This is a genomic window from Blautia sp. TM10-2 (genome assembly GCF_003480845.1).
GTDB classification, from domain to species: Bacteria; Bacillota; Clostridia; order Lachnospirales; family Lachnospiraceae; genus Fusicatenibacter; species Fusicatenibacter saccharivorans.
Map to the genome: position 1 here is coordinate 19,769 of NZ_QUJZ01000019.1, position 16,471 is coordinate 36,239.

18 protein-coding genes are annotated in these 16,471 nt (G+C 47.8%); 4 read left to right on the plus strand and 14 right to left on the minus strand.

What is annotated here, in order from left to right; genetic code table 11:
• Nucleotides 1–8: 8 nt before the first annotated feature.
• The 11 genes from rfbB to DXD92_RS16785 form a co-directional block, all read right to left on the minus strand.
• Nucleotides 9–1,028 (minus strand): dTDP-glucose 4,6-dehydratase, encoded by a 1,020-nt coding sequence (gene rfbB / locus DXD92_RS16735; RefSeq protein ID WP_118641077.1) that lies wholly within the window; start codon nucleotides 1,026–1,028, stop codon nucleotides 9–11.
• A gap of 49 nt (nucleotides 1,029–1,077) precedes the next feature.
• Nucleotides 1,078–1,974 (minus strand): glucose-1-phosphate thymidylyltransferase RfbA, encoded by an 897-nt coding sequence (gene rfbA, locus DXD92_RS16740; protein WP_118641079.1) that lies wholly within the window; start codon nucleotides 1,972–1,974, stop codon nucleotides 1,078–1,080.
• A 1,060-nt stretch (nucleotides 1,975–3,034) separates the two neighbouring features.
• Nucleotides 3,035–4,264, minus strand: a complete 1,230-nt coding sequence (locus DXD92_RS16745; protein WP_118641081.1) for a peptidase U32 family protein — start codon at nucleotides 4,262–4,264, stop codon at nucleotides 3,035–3,037.
• Entirely contained in the window at nucleotides 4,261–4,926 is a 666-nt protein-coding gene (locus DXD92_RS16750; protein WP_022461075.1) for an O-methyltransferase, read from the minus strand. Before DXD92_RS16750 ends, DXD92_RS16745 begins: the two co-directional genes overlap by 4 nt.
• A gap of 30 nt (nucleotides 4,927–4,956) precedes the next feature.
• Nucleotides 4,957–5,370, minus strand: coding sequence for a hypothetical protein (locus tag DXD92_RS16755; protein ID WP_022461074.1), 414 nt, complete (start codon nucleotides 5,368–5,370; stop codon nucleotides 4,957–4,959).
• Between the two features lie 26 nt (nucleotides 5,371–5,396).
• Nucleotides 5,397–5,732: a YlbF family regulator gene (locus DXD92_RS16760; RefSeq protein ID WP_158568317.1), complete on the minus strand. Its 336-nt coding sequence runs from the start codon at nucleotides 5,730–5,732 to the stop codon at nucleotides 5,397–5,399.
• Nucleotides 5,733–5,737: 5 nt separating this feature from the next.
• Complete coding sequence (locus DXD92_RS16765) at nucleotides 5,738–7,402, minus strand: ribonuclease J (protein WP_055218756.1); 1,665 nt, start codon at nucleotides 7,400–7,402, stop codon at nucleotides 5,738–5,740.
• A 178-nt stretch (nucleotides 7,403–7,580) separates the two neighbouring features.
• Nucleotides 7,581–7,841, minus strand: coding sequence for a DUF1292 domain-containing protein (locus DXD92_RS16770; RefSeq protein ID WP_022461718.1), 261 nt, complete (start codon nucleotides 7,839–7,841; stop codon nucleotides 7,581–7,583).
• Nucleotides 7,842–7,856: 15 nt separating this feature from the next.
• Nucleotides 7,857–8,300, minus strand: a complete 444-nt coding sequence (gene ruvX / locus DXD92_RS16775) for a Holliday junction resolvase RuvX (RefSeq protein ID WP_022461717.1) — start codon at nucleotides 8,298–8,300, stop codon at nucleotides 7,857–7,859.
• Between the two features lie 11 nt (nucleotides 8,301–8,311).
• Nucleotides 8,312–8,575 (minus strand): IreB family regulatory phosphoprotein, encoded by a 264-nt coding sequence (locus tag DXD92_RS16780; RefSeq protein WP_022461716.1) that lies wholly within the window; start codon nucleotides 8,573–8,575, stop codon nucleotides 8,312–8,314.
• Nucleotides 8,576–8,781: 206 nt separating this feature from the next.
• Nucleotides 8,782–9,264 carry a glycoside hydrolase family 3 N-terminal domain-containing protein gene (locus tag DXD92_RS16785; protein ID WP_416388409.1) on the minus strand — a complete coding sequence of 161 codons (483 nt, stop codon included), beginning with the start codon at nucleotides 9,262–9,264 and terminating at the stop codon, nucleotides 8,782–8,784.
• Nucleotides 9,265–9,400: 136 nt separating this feature from the next.
• Between DXD92_RS16785 and DXD92_RS16790 the strand changes: the two genes are divergently transcribed.
• Both DXD92_RS16790 and DXD92_RS16795 read left to right on the plus strand, forming a co-directional pair.
• Nucleotides 9,401–9,643, plus strand: coding sequence for a hypothetical protein (locus tag DXD92_RS16790; protein ID WP_055265060.1), 243 nt, complete (start codon nucleotides 9,401–9,403; stop codon nucleotides 9,641–9,643).
• Between the two features lie 38 nt (nucleotides 9,644–9,681).
• Nucleotides 9,682–9,882 carry a hypothetical protein gene (locus DXD92_RS16795; protein ID WP_147398277.1) on the plus strand — a complete coding sequence of 67 codons (201 nt, stop codon included), beginning with the start codon at nucleotides 9,682–9,684 and terminating at the stop codon, nucleotides 9,880–9,882.
• On the opposite strand, the gene DXD92_RS16800 is transcribed toward DXD92_RS16795, so the two are convergent.
• Nucleotides 9,868–10,143, minus strand: coding sequence for a hypothetical protein (locus DXD92_RS16800; RefSeq protein ID WP_118641083.1), 276 nt, complete (start codon nucleotides 10,141–10,143; stop codon nucleotides 9,868–9,870). The genes DXD92_RS16795 and DXD92_RS16800 overlap by 15 nt on opposite strands.
• A 149-nt stretch (nucleotides 10,144–10,292) precedes the next feature.
• Between DXD92_RS16800 and DXD92_RS16805 the strand changes: the two genes are divergently transcribed.
• Nucleotides 10,293–10,928, plus strand: a complete 636-nt coding sequence (locus DXD92_RS16805) for a helix-turn-helix domain-containing protein (protein WP_118641085.1) — start codon at nucleotides 10,293–10,295, stop codon at nucleotides 10,926–10,928.
• Complete coding sequence (locus DXD92_RS16810; RefSeq protein ID WP_118641087.1) at nucleotides 10,909–11,730, plus strand: hypothetical protein; 822 nt, start codon at nucleotides 10,909–10,911, stop codon at nucleotides 11,728–11,730. Before DXD92_RS16805 ends, DXD92_RS16810 begins: the two co-directional genes overlap by 20 nt.
• 84 nt (nucleotides 11,731–11,814) lie before the next feature.
• Here the strand turns inward: DXD92_RS16810 and DXD92_RS16815 are convergent, their stop codons facing one another.
• Complete coding sequence (locus tag DXD92_RS16815; protein ID WP_118641089.1) at nucleotides 11,815–13,842, minus strand: glycoside hydrolase family 31 protein; 2,028 nt, start codon at nucleotides 13,840–13,842, stop codon at nucleotides 11,815–11,817.
• Nucleotides 13,843–13,926: 84 nt separating this feature from the next.
• Nucleotides 13,927–16,245: an alpha-xylosidase gene (gene yicI, locus DXD92_RS16820; RefSeq protein ID WP_118641091.1), complete on the minus strand. Its 2,319-nt coding sequence runs from the start codon at nucleotides 16,243–16,245 to the stop codon at nucleotides 13,927–13,929.
• Between the last annotated feature and the right edge of the window lie 226 nt (nucleotides 16,246–16,471).

Consider the following 16,471-nt stretch of genomic DNA (forward strand, 5'->3'; position numbering starts at 1 on the left):
TCCTCCTGTTAGCGGTTGCTGTACATTTTCTCGTAGTAGTTCTGGTATTCACCGCTGATAATGGTCTCCCACCACTCACGGTTATCGAGATACCACTGAATAGTCTTCTTGATGCCATCCTCAAACTTGGTCTCCGGCAACCAGCCCAGCTCATTGTGAATCTTGGTCGGGTCGATGGCATAACGCATATCATGACCCTTACGATCACCAACATGGGTAATCAGACTCTCCGGCTTGCCCAGCTCCTTGCAGATAATCTTCACGATCTCAATGTTCTGCTTCTCGTTGTGGCCGCCGACATTGTAGACTTCGCCCACACGACCCTTGTGGATAATCAGATCAATAGCCTTGCAGTGATCTTCAACATACAGCCAGTCACGGACATTCAGACCTTCGCCATAAACAGGCAGCGGCTTGTCAGCCAGTGCATTGGCGATCATCAGCGGAATCAGCTTCTCCGGGAAGTGATACGGGCCATAGTTGTTGGAGCAACGAGAAATGGTCACAGGCAGGCCGTAGGTACGGTGGTAAGCCAGAACCAACAGGTCAGCAGCAGCTTTGGAGCTACTGTACGGAGAGCTGGTATGAATCGGAGTCTCCTCAGTGAAGAACAGGTCAGGACGATCCAGCGGCAGGTCACCGTAAACCTCATCGGTAGAAACCTGATGATAACGCTGAATACCGTACTTGCGGCAAGCATCCATCAGCACAGAAGTGCCGATAATATTGGTCTGAAGGAAGATGCCAGGATCTTCAATAGAACGGTCAACATGAGACTCTGCCGCAAAGTTGACCACGATGTCCGGATGTTCTTCTTCAAACAGTTTATTCACAGCTTCACGGTCACAAATATCAGCCTTCACAAAGCGGAAGTTCGGATTATCCATAACAGGTGCCAGTGTGGACAGATTTCCTGCATAGGTCAGCTTGTCCAGACAGATAATCCGATAATCCGGATACTTCTTCAGCATGTGGAACACAAAGTTACTACCAATAAAACCAGCACCACCGGTAACAATAATTTTCATGATTTTAATCTCCTCTACACTTATCTATGTATTTTTTACTCGTTTCTAATTAGTACAGATGTTCCTGATACTTGCCGTCCATGACGTCCTTCAGGTACTGACCATACTGGTTCTTCTTCATGACCTCATAGACTTCCATCAGTTCATCCTTGCTGATCCAACCATTCAGGTACGCAATCTCCTCCAAGCAGGCAATCTTGCGATGCTGATGCTGCTCCACGGTCTTCACAAAGTTGGTAGCATCAACAAGGCTCTCATGTGTACCAGTATCCAGCCAAGTAAAGCCCTGACCCAGCAGTTCTACATTCAGAGTACCATCTTCCAGATAAATACGGTTCAAATCGGTAATTTCTAATTCACCACGCGCAGAAGGTTTCAGGTTCTTTGCAAACTCGACCACACGGTTATCGTAGAAATACAGACCGGTTACGCAATAGTTGCTCTTCGGATGCTCCGGTTTTTCCTCGATAGAAATGGCCTTACCGTTCTTGTCAAACTCAACAATTCCGAAACGCTCCGGATCGTCCACATAATAGCCAAACACCGTTGCACCCTTGCCGCTCTCAGCGTTTTCTACTGCGGCAGTCAATCTTTTCTTTAATCCATGACCGGCAAAAATGTTATCGCCCAGAACCATTGCCACAGAATCGTTTCCGATGAAATCAGCACCAATGATAAAAGCCTGTGCCAGTCCATCCGGGGACGGCTGAACAGCATAAGTCAAATTTACACCAAACTGGTGTCCATCGCCCAGTAGGTTCTCGAAACGAGGTGTATCCTGCGGTGTGGAGATGATCAAAATGTCACGGATGCCAGCGTTCATCAGAACGGACATCGGATAATAAATCATCGGTTTATCAAAAATAGGTAAGAGTTGCTTGCTCGTCACTTTCGTTAATGGATACAGACGAGTGCCCGATCCACCTGCTAAAATAATGCCTTTCATAACATCTATTCCTCCGTCTTTTAATCTTTAAAAATATCTATGTACACATCCATATGGATGGTATTTCTCTCTAATTTCTGCTGTGTTCACCACACAATCGGCTAAATGTTTTCTTATGCTGTCGTATCCAATTACCCCAGCAATCGTGTTTTCTACTTCATAAAACATCCGTTGAGTACACTCGTCTCTATTTCTCTATAGCCGAAGTGCTGTTTTATACAGTCGAACCCCGTATACCCTGCAATGATGTTTTTTCTAAGTGTTGGATTGTTGAATCGAACCCTGTCGGCGCATAAGTTTTGTTAAAACCGTATATATCACCCAGTCCAATTTCGTCATTCATTGTTCATTATGAATAAATCATGCACTCTCACCGCCCAAAACATGTATTTATCATCGCCATCTATGCTCTACTCAACAGCTGTTTTATGAAGTAGAAATCATCTGTTTTTCTCTATTTTTCATGACTCAACAAACCGTAATGATGTAGGTGTCATTAGTGGGTCAGATAGTGTACTCAACAGCATTTTCAGACGTTAATGATAAACTCATGGATTTTTGTTGTTTTCTCCTGTTTTCCGCCATTTCTATGATTCTTCTGAAAAGGATGTGCCAATTTTGTGCCACAGGGGTCAAAAGTTCAGCGTTTTGTATGAGTATCTAGCATTTATAGCTCATATAGCTGTGAAATATAGCCAATTTCAGCAACTCAATTAGTGTGCAAAACAGGTTCTTTTCGACTATGCTACGTCAATATGGTTTGTTGAGTAGACATTGCCAGTTATATACATTCCGTTTGTAATGATACTTAACATATTTTTGTGACTTATGGCCTATTAAAACAGCATTTAGCCTTGGTCCAATAATATCATGTACATTCTAGCTTATTTGCTCCAGTTTGTAAACATTATGAAGCAACTTTTTTCACAGAATGTCGAACTTTTTCCTATTTGTTTCTTTTATCATTACCATTATTTTACATAATCTCTATTCGCACAAAAAAAAGGATTAGCAACCTTTCGAAAATGACACGTTCCTAATCCCCTTTTATTTTCCTATCCTATTCCATTTCTTTCCTTCTCAAAATATCAAACCTATCCAATTCCACACCAAGATCAATCCAAAGTTTCTGTTTCGGATGCGGCGCGCTCTCCATGGCATTTCCTTCGTCATCCCAGATTCCTTTCACGGTCACGACAACATTCTCCCCATTCGGTTTCATCACTTCGATTTCTTCCCCAACGGAGAATTTATTTCTCTGATTAATCGTATACCGTCCCTGTTCATTTTTCTCCCCAACAATCCCCAGATACGTATACTCCTTCACATACGTATTACTATCATAAATCTGGCTCTCATGATCCGGCTTCCCATAGAAAAATCCCGTAGTAAACTGCCTGTACGTACAGTTCGAGATCTGATCCCGATACCACTCCATATTCTCCTCATACTTCTTAGGGCTCTCCAGATAATCATCAATCGCCTTCCGATACGTCCTTGCCACCGTCGCCACATACAGCGCCGTCTTCATTCTTCCTTCAATCTTATAACTGTCAATCCCCGCATCCAACAAATCCGGGATATGCTCAATCATACAAAGATCTTTCGAGTTAAAGATATACGTCCCTCTCTCATTCTCATACACCGGCAGATACTCCCCCGGTCTGGACTCTTCCACGACCGCATACTTCCACCGGCACGGATGTGTACAAGCCCCCTGGTTCGCATCTCTTCCCGTGAAATAATTGGACAGCAGACATCTACCCGAGTACGAAATACACATCGCCCCATGAATAAACGTCTCGATCTCCATCTCCTCCGGAATATGCTCCCGAATCTCTTTGATCTCCGCCAGAGACAGTTCTCTTGCCGTCACGACACGTTTCGCTCCCTGCTCATACCAGAACTGATACGTCCCATAGTTCGTATTATTCGCCTGTGTACTGATATGTCGCTCAATCTCCGGGCACACTTCCATCGCAATCCGATACACTCCCGGATCCGAAATAATGAGTGCATCCGGTCCAATCTCTTTCAATTCGGCAAAGTAAGCCCGCACACCCTCCAGATCCTGATTATGTGCCAGAATATTCGCGGTGACATACACTTTCACTCCATGCGCATGCGCAAACTCCACGCCTTCTTTCATATCTTCCATCGAAAAGTTCTTCGCCTTCGCGCGGAGTCCGAAGACTTCTCCGCCGATATATACGGCATCTGCGCCGAAGATCACTGCTACTTTTAATACTTCCAGACTGCTGGCTGGAACCAGTAATTCCGGTTTTCTCATGTTGTTTCCTCTCTCTTCTCATGGCTTTTCATCGTGATCGCGATTCCATCTCCCAGCGGCACGACCGATGTCAGCAGCCCTTCATTGTGTGTCAGTTCAAATAAGTATTCCCGCATCCGTTTGTGGATCGTGCGGTTCCGGCGTTCCACGGCGAAGCGGGATTCGATGACGTCGCCGTCCTGCAGCACGTTGTCGGTGATCAGTACGCCGTTCTTATCAAGGACACGCAGGACTTCCGGCAGGAAGTGGATGTACTGTCCCTTAGCGGCGTCCATAAAGATAAAATCGTACGGACCATCCAGGGTTTTTAAGACTTCTGCAGCGTCTCCCGGGATCAGCGTGATGCGGTCGGCGAAGCCGGATTTTTCGAAGTTCTCCCGTGCGATCGGGATGCGTTTTTCGTAATTTTCTATTGTGGTAATCTCTGCGTCCGGTTCGCCGTACTGTGCCATGAAAACAGCAGAGAATCCTACGGCAGTTCCTACCTCCAGGATTCTCTTTGGCTGTTTCATCTTTAAGAATACTTTTAAAAAGCTCTGCATTTCACGGCGAATGATCGGCACTTTTGTCTGTTTGGCCGTCCGCTCCAGATTTTCCAGAAACGGGGTGTGGCCGGTGTCCAGGGAATTGATGTAGGTTACCATTCGTTCGTCTATTATCATGTAAGATTCCTCTTGTTTTGCAAACGTGCGTTATTCCGCGGACGGCTGTCCTTCGGTGTTGACGCCCGCCAGAATTTCCAGCATTTCATCGACGGTCTGTGCGGTGTTCAGCACGTAGGAACCGTCCTTGATGCCGCCGTAGTAGCCGGACAGGCGGTACTGGACTTCGAAAACCAGAAGGCTTTCGTCGATCAGTCCGTTGTCTTTCAGGAGTTCGCCAAGTTCTTTCGCCTCCATGCCGGAACGCACCTGTACGGTGACTTCCTTTCCTTTTCCTCTGGATGCGACTGGCTCCTCGGCAAACACGTCATGTCCAAACTGATATGAAGTTTTCGCTGCCAGAATGATCACAAGAATCACGCAGACGTAAATGAGCAGGCGCACGGTTCCTTTCGCACCTGTCAGCGCTGCGCGGTATCCGGCATCCCTTTTCTTTTCGGACATGGGCGCTCTCCTTTTGATTTTCGGTTTTAGATTTCCGGTACTCCGATGCGGATTGCCTCTGAAATGCAGTCCTGCACCTTCTGTACCATCTTACAGACCTCGAGTTCCGCTTCAAGATAGGCGTTTGCTTTCTCGCTTTTGCGGAGTGCGTAGGAATCCCGCTCCAGGGAATCTACCGCATCGTAAAGGTCTACGTTTTCGGACTGCTGCAGTCGGTAGTTGCGGATTCGATAGTCGTCGACCCGGCTTTTTAAGTCCGGGTCTTTTTCAAGTTCCTCTTCCATCCACAAGTAATTCTGATATGCCCTGCTCTCCCTCATTTCTTCGATGAGCGCATCCAGACATTCTGTTACTTTGTCCATGGTATTTATGCCTCCATGATGATCGGAAGGATCATCGGTCTTCTCTTTGTTTTCTTCCATACATAATCGCCGAGGGCATCTTTGATCGTGGATTTGATCTTGCCCCAGTCGGAGATATTTTTGGAAAGGCAGCCATCCAGCGCCTCTTCTACAACTTCTCTTGCCTCGCCCATCAAATCCTCGGATTCGCGTACATAGACGAAACCGCGGGATACGATGTCCGGGCCGGCCAGAAGCTGGTTCGTTCTCTTTTCGAGAGTCAGTACAACGACCATGATTCCGTCCTCGGACAGATGCTGGCGGTCACGCAGGACGATATTTCCTACATCACCAACGCCGAGTCCGTCGACCATGATGGCTCCGGTGTGGACTTTGCCAGTTACTGCTGCGCCGTCCTCATCGAGTTCCATGACATCACCGGAATACATGAGAAAGATGTTCTCTTTCGGGATGCCGAGGCTCTGTGCTACTTCTGCGTGTGCTTTTAAGTGGCGGTATTCGCCGTGTACCGGAATGGCGTATTTCGGTTTTACCAGGGAGTAGATCAGTTTGATTTCCTCCTGGCAGGCATGTCCGGATACGTGAACGTCCTGGAATACGACGTTGGCACCCTGTGCAGACAGTTCGTTGATGACGTTTGAAACGGCTTTTTCATTTCCCGGGATTGGGTGGGAACTGAAGATCACGGTGTCGCCCGGCAGGATCGAGATCTTTTTGTGCAGGTGTGCCGCCATACGGGACAGTGCTGCCATGGACTCGCCCTGGCTTCCGGTGGTGATCAGGACAAGCTGCTCGCCGGTGTAGTTTTTCATCTGCTCCACATCGATCAGGGTATTTTCCGGGATATTGATGTAGCCAAGCTCCTGCGCGATGGAGATGATGTTGACCATACTGCGGCCTTCGATGACAACTTTACGGCCGTATTTATAAGCAGAGTTGATGATCTGCTGCACACGGTCAACGTTCGATGCGAAGGTTGCGATGATGATTCGGGAATTCTGATGCTCGGCAAACAGGCCGTCGATCGTCTTTCCTACGGTCCGCTCGGACATGGTAAAGCCAGGCCGCTCTGCATTGGTACTGTCGCACATCAGTGCCAGAACGCCTTTCTTTCCGATCTCTGCGAATCTCTGCAGGTCGATGACATCACCAAAGACTGGTGTGTAGTCGACTTTGAAGTCTCCGGTGTGGACGATGATGCCAGCCGGGGAGTAGATTGCCAGTGCTGCTGCATCTGCAATACTGTGGTTTGTTTTGATAAACTCAATGCGGAATGCGCCCAGGTTGATGGACTGTCCGTGTTTGATGATTTTCCGTTTTGTGGTGCGGAGCAGGTTGTGCTCCTTTAATTTGTTTTCGATCAGGCCAATCGTCAGTTTGGTGGCGTAGACCGGTACATTCACTTCTTTTAAGATGTAAGGCAGGGCTCCGATATGGTCCTCGTGGCCGTGGGTGATGACGAAGCCTTTGACTTTGTCGATGTTTTCTTTCAGATATGTTACATCCGGGATGACCAGGTCGATACCGAGCATGTCGTCTTCCGGGAATGCAAGTCCGCAGTCTACGACGATGATACTGTCCTCATACTCGAAAACGGTGATGTTCATACCGATCTGTTCCAGACCGCCAAGCGGTATAATTTTTAATTTACTTCCATTATTCTTTTTCAAATAGCACCTCCGCGCATGTTTTCCAAACGATTCCGTTACCGGTACGGCTTCACGCACGCATCCCCTGAGCGTCACTTCAGGCTGATGGAGCATATCCCGCACCTGCAGGATTTGCCCTTTAAAGCGCTGTCCCGGTCCCGCTTCGTCTGCGTCCCGGTATGGCTTCAAAACGGCTGGTTCAATAGGTGATGTCTGCCTCGTCATCCAACATGGAAGCAAATACGCCGGAAACGGCATCGAATTCGGTGTCGTCTTCTACCATAACATACTCTGCCTCTGCGTCGGTGTCGGTGGAGATATCCTTCAGAATATAGGCATTTGCCTCGTCGTCCTTCGAATCGGATACCAGAATATAGTTGACTCCGTTGATTCTGGTCTGCTCCTCCACGTAAAATTCTTCTTTGCCGCCATCATCTGTTACAAATGTTATTTTTTCCATACAATATTCCTTTGTTCAGTTTTCCTGTGATTCCTTCTGATGGGAAAGATAGTCCAGATATCCCTGCAGGATAAAAACAGCTGCAATCATATCTACGTACTCCTTGCGGTTTTCCCTGCGGATTCCGGTTTCCATCATGGTGCGGTCTGCTTCGACCGTTGTCAGCCGCTCGTCCCACATGACAACGGGCAGACCTGTCCGTCTCTCCAGCATTTCTTTGAACTCGAGAGATTTTTCGGCCCGCTCTCCGATGTCGTTGTTCATATGTTTCGGGAAGCCGAGTACGATTTTTTCCACGCCGTACTCTTTTGCTATCTCTTCAATCCGGGCCAGCGTCTGACGCAGCTTATTCTCCGATTTTCTGCGGACAATTTCGATTCCCTGCGCAGTAAGACCCAGGGCGTCGCTGACTGCCACCCCTACTGTTTTTGAGCCGTAATCTAATCCCATTATTCTCATAGTAATTACGCTCACTTCCAGGATTCATTTTTGATGTACTCTTTTAACAGTTCCTCTACCAGTTCATCACGCTCTACTTTCATGATCAGGCTTCTGGCCCCCTTAAAGCTTGTGATGTACGTCGGGTCGCCTGACATGATATAGCCTACGATCTGGTTGACTGGATTATACCCTTTTTCTACCATGGCGTTGTAAACGGTTTCGAGTACCTCTTTTACCTGAATCTCCGGCTCTGTTTTTACTTTAAAATATTGTGTGTTACTTAATCCTGACATTCTTTTCACGTCCTCGTATTTATTGATATCATTTATATTCTAATACATGTTATGGGAAATTTCAATCGTGAAATTGCCCAACTATTTGAATGTTACAGTTCACTGCATCTCAGCGAACTGTAACATTCAAAGCCCGCATGGAAAATTTTGCTTTGCGAAGAGGCGGCAGCTATTTCTGATGTTATTTTATCCCTGAAAACGCCGCATTATTCATATGAATTGGAAGTAAAAATCATTTCCAGGATTCTCTGGGCACAGGCGGTCAGGTCTTTTTCCTCGAGATACTGGTCATTTTCGGCACTCAGCGCATCCAGGATTTCGCGGCGGTCGGTTTCGGTTCCCGGCATCACAAGATCGTTTCCGGCAGCAATGCATTTTGCGGCAGAGGAGCCTCCGTCGGCGTTTGTTGTGGTCCAGTCTGTCATGATGATGCCGGCAAAGCCCCATTCCTTTCTTGCAGCGGTTGTGCACAGATCGTAGCTGTTGGCGGTGTGGACACCGTTTACCTTGTTGTAGGAGGTCATGATCGCCTTTGGCTGGGATTCTTTGATTGCAATTTCGAAGCCCTTCAGATAGATCTCACGCAGAGCGCGCTCGGAGACGATGCTCGATACGCCGCGGCGGTTTTCTTCCTGATTGTTGCAGGCGTAATGTTTGATGGTCGTTCCGACCCCGTGCTGTCTCTGCACACCGCGTGTGAGAGCTGCTGCGATGATTCTGACCAGAATTTCGATTGAATTTTCTCCCGCCCTGTTCTATACTAATGTAAACAAATGTAGCTGTTTTTTATTCCAGATAACTACAAAATCGGAGGTATCACGCTTTATGCATATGACACAAATTCAATCTGTCTTAAACGAGAAAAAAATCACGTTTTCCTATACGGAAGAGGACAACTGCGGAAGCATCGACTTTGAGCACCGCGGTCTGCGGTATCATATCTGGGAATTTGCAGACGATGTGGAGCCGGTCGGCGTGGAGACCAATCTGCGGTATGCAGGGCGCGATGAGGAAATCGAAGGCGATTACGATACGATTCTCGCAGAACATTTAAAGAAAGAATTTTAAGCGATTTCATTTCATTTTTGGGAAAAGATGTGTATTTTATGACGCCAGTTCTTCAACCACAGCTCGAAAAAGTCACGCTGGAACAGTATGAAATGCTTCCAGAAGAGAAACGCTTCAAAGTTTTTGACGGTGTCGTCTACGACATGGCAAGCCCTTCGCAGGTTCATCAGGCACTGTCCATGCAGCTTTCCACACTCATCAATACTTACATTCTTCGCAAAAAATCATATATTTTCTAACGCTGCCAGAAACAGCTCATAGAAGTCATCTTCCCCTTCAAGCGCCGGGGAATTTTCTCCGCCGCCATTGGTGCTGCGTTTGATTTCTGCGTAAAATTCTTCACCTGCCATGGCAAGATCCATTTCATAGATGGAAACGTCATAGGCATGGCAGATTTCGCAGAATGCGTGGATTGGATTCGGATTTTCCCTTGTCTGAAGCAGTTTTTCACGCAGAATGGGGTCTGCCTTTGCTTTTTTCTGCCAAGCTTTTGCCTGCACTGCAGGGAAGTTCTTTCATCGCCATGATTGCTGTTCTCAGACATCTGCGAGCCGTAACTTTTCTCAATCAGTTCGTTTTTTGTCAATAAATGATTTCTTGACGCTTTCAGATCTCTGTGATACAGTAATGGCAGAAACGAGGTGATTGCATGAAAAACACATTTGAGCAACAGATTTACGAGATCTTTGGAACAACGGACCCAAAGGAGCTGCGCAAGCTTTCCAAAGACGCGAAACAATACCAGCAGTTAGCGAAAAAAGAAGCACTGCGCCATGCAGCTGGAAGAAAACCTGCTTTTTCGCTGCCACAAATCATTCAGATGGCTGCCATGCAGCAGCAGGGAAAAAGTATTGCCGAGATCGCGCGCACCTTTCAGGTCAGCAGGCAGACGGTATACAATCAAATTGCCCGTGCTCACTGTTTCAGCACGGATCCCGATGTCAAAACGCGGATGTGTTTTCTTTACCGCGATCAGCTTTGCACAACGATTGATATCGACTTCCGTCATGAGAAAATTGCAATCCAGAATTACACAAAAAAAATTCCGCTTCGTGCCTTTGGCGTTGTGGAGCATCCGACCTGGGATGATTTTACCTGGTTTCTGGAAAGCCGCTGTTTTCCCAAAACACGCGATCATGCCAAAGACATTTTAAAAGAAATGGGACTTCCCTTTTATGATCCGCTGCTTATCATTGAAAAAACAGATGGGCGAATGGCCGGTGACGAGCAATGGCTCCTGATTCTGAAAAATAAGGAGGCACGCCATGGAACAGATCCGTCTTGATCATCAGCTGCCTGTCAAAAAAACAGATCACACCTCAAAAGGGGACCAGCTCAAGTGGAAAATCGGTAATATCTGGTACAAATCCGACTATATGGGATATGAGGGACTCTCGGAGACACTGGTGTCTCATTTACTGCAAAAAAGCACTCTTTCCCATCCGTTTGTCCTGTATCAGCCTGTTCGGATTGCATACCGCGGCACTCTCCGCAGTGGCTGTTCCAGTCCTGATTTTCTAAAAGCAAATCAGATGCTGATCCCATTGGAAAAACTGTACCGCCAGAATACCGGAGACAGTCTGGCAATCACGCTTGCTGCTTTTTCAGAACCGGCGGAACGCATTCGTTTTCTGGCAGATCAGATGGAACACATGACGGGAATTCAGAATTTCGGTGCATATCTGACCGCTATGCTGGAAATTGATGCCTTCTTTCTAAACGAAGACCGGCACACCAACAACATCGCTGTTCTATATGATACAGAAACAGAGCAATATTCTCCAAGTCCTCTATTCGATCAGGGTTTATGCCTGTTTGCAGACATTAGCAATGACTATCCTCTGGATCTGCCGATGGATGTCTGTATAGAACGCATCGAAGCCAAACCTTTCAGCTCTGATTTTGATACACAGCTGGATGCTGCGGAGGAATTATACGGTATCCAGCTTCACTTTTCCTTTACGCCAAAAGATGTCTGCACGGAACTGGCTTCTCTGGCCGATTACTACCCTCTGGAAATCCGCCAGCGTGTTGAGCAAATCATACGCCGACAGATGCGCAAATATGGATATCTGATGCGCAGTTAGAGTCGAAAAGAAAACAGTACAGAAAAGTCCCCACGCTGTGTGTGTCTTCTGTACTGTTTTCTTTTTTGACCTTTTTACACGATCTTATGCCATTTTCTTAAATACCGGAATCGAATCGATCGGTGCAGCGGCACGGATAGTCTGTCCGCCTTCGTACACTTTTCCGTCTCTGGTGTCTTCCCAGCGTCCTTCCGGAAGATATACTTCACGCTCAAACTCGTTCAGATGGAAAATCGGCGCTACCAGGTATTCGCTTCCGAACATATACTGATCCTGCAGCTCCCAGCATTTTTTGTCATCCGGGAACTCATAGAACATGGTACGGATCAGCGGAGAACCGTTTTCGGATGCCTCGTCATACAGCTGTTTGATGTAATCGTGCATGCTGATGCGGATGTCGTAATATTTCTTCATGATCCGGTAATTTTCTTCTCCATAGCTCCACAATTCATTGGACTGGCCGGTATACAGATAGCCGCCGCCAAAGTCACGGTCATCGAGCGGTGGAATGTTGTGCGGTCCGCGGTCGCCGTGCATACGGAGAACAGCAGAGTAAACGGCAAACTCATACCATCGGATCAGAAGCTGCTGGAAATCCGGGTCATTGACATCATCTGTCATAAAGCCGCCGATATCGGTTGTCCACCACGGAATGCCGGCAAGACCCATATTAAGGCCGGCCTGGAGCTGATCATAGAAGGCTTCAAAGGTACTCGGCACATCGCCGGACCATACAACATTTCCGTATTTCTGACTTCCGGCCCAGGCGCAGCGAAGCAGGTTTACAATATTTTCTTCTCCTTCTGCTTTCATGCCGTCATAGAAGACACGGCTGTACAGCTGCGGATAGATATTGCTGCAGGAAAGAGCCGGTCCGTCGATATAGCGGTAATGATCGAAATCGTAAACGCCGAAATCCGGTTCTGAGTTGTCCAGCCAGAAGGCATCGATTCCAAAATCATAATAGTTTTTCTTGCAGACTTCCCAGACGTATTTTCTGGTTTCCGGGTTGAACACATCGATTTCCACGCAGTCCCCCTGGAAATCATACGTCTGCAGGGCGCCGCGCTCTGTTTTAATCAGCAGGCCGCGGTCCAGCATCGGCCAGAAGTTCTCGCTCTTCCGGTCTACGCTTGGCCATACGGAAACGATAACTTTGATTCCCATGGAATGCAGTTCGTCCACCATGGCTTTTGGATCCGGCCAGTATTTTTCATCGAATTTCCAGTCGCCCTGTACGGTCCAGTGGAAGAAATCGATGACAATCTGATCGATTTTGATGCCTTCCTTCTGGTAGCGGCGTGCCACTTCAAGCACTTCCTCCTGCGTACGGTAGCGCAGCTTGCACTGCCACAGGCCCATACGGTCCTCCGGGAATTTCGGCGCGCGGCCGGTCACTGCGGTGTAATTTTCCAGGATCTCTTTCGGTGTATCGGCTGCGGTCAGCCAGTAGTCCATATCTTTGGTCGAGCGTGCAGTCCATTCGGTGTAGTTCTTTCCGAAGGTTACCTGTCCGACAGCCGGATTGTTCCACAGCATACCATATCCTAAGCTGGATACGGCGAATGGTACGCTGATCTGGGAGTTCCGCTGCGCCAGCTCCAGGGTGCATCCCTTCAGATCCATGTATTTCTGCTGATACTGGCCCATTCCGAAAATCTTCTCTTCGTCGTTGCTCTCAAATTTCAGGTTCAGGCTGTATTCGCTTCCGCCGATCACACCTTTCCACTCACGGTTGACCGTTTTTAAGCAGCGGCTCTCTTTGCTGATCGTTCCGTCGTAGCAACGGTGATATTCTCTTAAAATTTCCTGTTCTTCTTTGTAGAAGGTGATAACTCCTGCAAAGTTGACCACAGCACGGATTTTTCCATTGGTGATGGATGCGCTGGTTCTTTTTCCCATCGATCCGTCGATTTCCAGATGATCGACCTCAAACTGCTCTGCTTTTGCCTCTGTTTTTTCCGGCACTTCGGTCAGCGCCCAGTCTTTTCCGGAAAATTCTGGAAGCATGGTTGCGCGGACACGTAAGGAATCTTTTCCCCACGGCTCAATCCGCAGTGTTTCTCCGTTTGCCTGTGCAATTAACACACCATTTTTTGTCTGAAAACGCATTGTTTTATTCTCCTTTTTTGAAAAGAGAGGTCACAGAACAATTTGCTTTTCCGTGCCTCTCCCTATATTCTTACATTCCGATGCTTATGCAACAACAACTTCGTTCGCATCTGCTGCGAGTACAGCTTCTTTCTTCTCGTTTCCGACGAATACTTCTACTTTGAGTTCCGTATGTGCACCTTCTACGGATACTTTCACTGTGTCGCCGTCTTTCACTGCTTTTACGGTGAATACATTGTTTCCGTGGATATCCGGAACTTTTGTCTCGGCTGCGTCTTTTAACTGATATACGCAAACAGTTGCGTGGTCAGCGTAGTCGTAATCCGGTTTGGTGTCGCAGTTTCCTCTTACTACGATGCTGTTCTCTCTTACATACAGCGGCATGGAGAAGTAGTCGTAGGTTCCCTGATACCATCTTCCGCCCTCTTTTGTCTCGCCGGTCAGAAGCTCAGTCCAGGTGCCTTCCGGCAGGTAGTACTGTGCAACTTTATCCTCGCGGAATACCGGTGCAACCATAAGGGCATCACCTAACATGTACTGCTGATCCAGATACGGAACGGCCGGGTCGTTCATGAACTCGAATACCATCGGGCGCATTACCGGGGTTCCTTCCTCGTGTGCCTCTACAGATTTCTGGAAAATGTACGGCATCAGCGAGCATTTCAGGTTGGTGAAGAATTTTACTACGTCGCAGGACTCTTCGTCGAACAGCCACGGCACACGGTAGCTTGTGGATCCGTGCAGACGGCTGTGGGTAGACATCAGTCCAAATGCGCACCATCTCTTGTACAGATCCGGTGTTGCGGTGCTCTCGAATCCGGAGATATCATGGCTCCAGAAGGAGAAGCCGCTCATGGCGAAGGAAAGGCCGCCGCGCAGCGTTTCTGCCATGGACGGATAGTTTGCAGAGCAGTCGCCGCCCCAGTGTACCGGGAATTTCTGGCTTCCTGCTGTTGCACTTCTTGCAAACAGAACTGCCTCGTTCTCACCTTTTACTTCTTTTAACAGGCTGAATACTGCCTGGTTGTACAGGTATGTATAGTAGTTGTGCATTGCCTGCGGATCGCTTCCGTCGTGGTAAACAACGTCAACCGGGATTCTCTCGCCGAAGTCGGTCTTAAAGCAGTCTACGCCGCAGTCCAGAACAGTTCTCAGTTTATCGGTATACCATTTAACCGCATCCGGGTTGGTAAAGTCCACAAGGCCCATACCTGCCTGCCAGTTGTCGGTCTGCCATACGCCTTTTCCGTCTGCTCTCTGCAGCAGATAGCCGTTTGCAGCGCCTTCTTTGAAGAATGCGGTTCCCTGTGCAATATACGGGTTGATCCATGCACAGATGTGAAGACCTTTGTCGTGATATTTCTTTAAGGTTGCGCGAATATCCGGGAAGCATTTCTTGTCCCACTCAAAATCGCACCAGTGGAATTCGTGCATCCAGAAGCAGTCGAAGTGGAAAACGCTCAGCGGAATATTTCTCTTTTCCATTCCCTCGATGAAGGATGTGGTAGTCTCTTCGTCGTAGTTTGTGGTAAAGGATGTGGACAGCCACAGACCAAAGGACCACGCCGGAGGAAGTGCCGGGCGTCCGGTCAGCGCGGTGTACTCGTTCATGATCTTCTTCGGTGACGGTCCGTGGAACAGATAGTATTTGATTCTTTCGCCCGGTACGGAGAAGCCGACATACTCTACTTTTTCACTTGCTACTTCGAAAGAAACGTTGTCGGTACTGTCAACGAGAATACCGTAGCCGTTGTTTGTCATGTAGAACGGTACGCATTTGTAGCCGATTTCGGATGCCGTACCGCCGTCCTCGTTCCAGGTGTCTACAACCTGTCCGTTTTTTACGAATGGAGTAAATCTCTCGCCAAGGCCGTATACGCACTCGCCGACGCCAAGGGAGAGCTCGCTTACCATATATGGCTGATATTTTTCGGTCATGTAATTCTGGGCTGGCAGCATGGTGCTCTGCTGACGGTCCCATCTGATATAGGAAAGGTTGCGGAAGCCGCTTCCGGTCAGAACTTTTCCATCTGCCTCGAAGGTGTAAGCAAAGACACCTTTTCTCTGTACGCGGACCTGTACGCTTCCGGTATCAAGAACTGCCTCATCCTCGTTGATCGTTACAGTTACGTCCTCGTATACGCTCTCTGTTTTGTCGAAGGACGGAACTTTGTTGTCGTAGGCTTCGTAGTGCCATGCCTCCATGGAGATGGTGTCCGGTGTATGTGCTACGAACTCAACGGTGATGGTCGGCAGGTTCAGGGTCATGCCTCTGTGCTCGATCGGACGTGTGGTAGCCAGGATACGCATACCGCCTGGAATCTGCTCTACTTCATAAGCCTGCATTGCATGGGATGCATTTGCTTTTTCACTCGGAAGCCAGTAACCTTCTGTGAATTTCATCTTTTCATTACCTCCTGATTTGATGCGCCCGAAACAGAGGATGAAAAGCACTCTCTTTTCATCATTTTTTACAGAATTCCTGTTTCAGGCTGACGTTTTTTGGTAATTTTATCCTACCACACTTTTCCTGTCGAAAACAGGGAGGATTCTGTGAAAAAATACGGCGATATTATCTTTTTTCCGGTTTGAACCTTTTTCTGGTTCCAATATGCAAAACGGGAGTGTG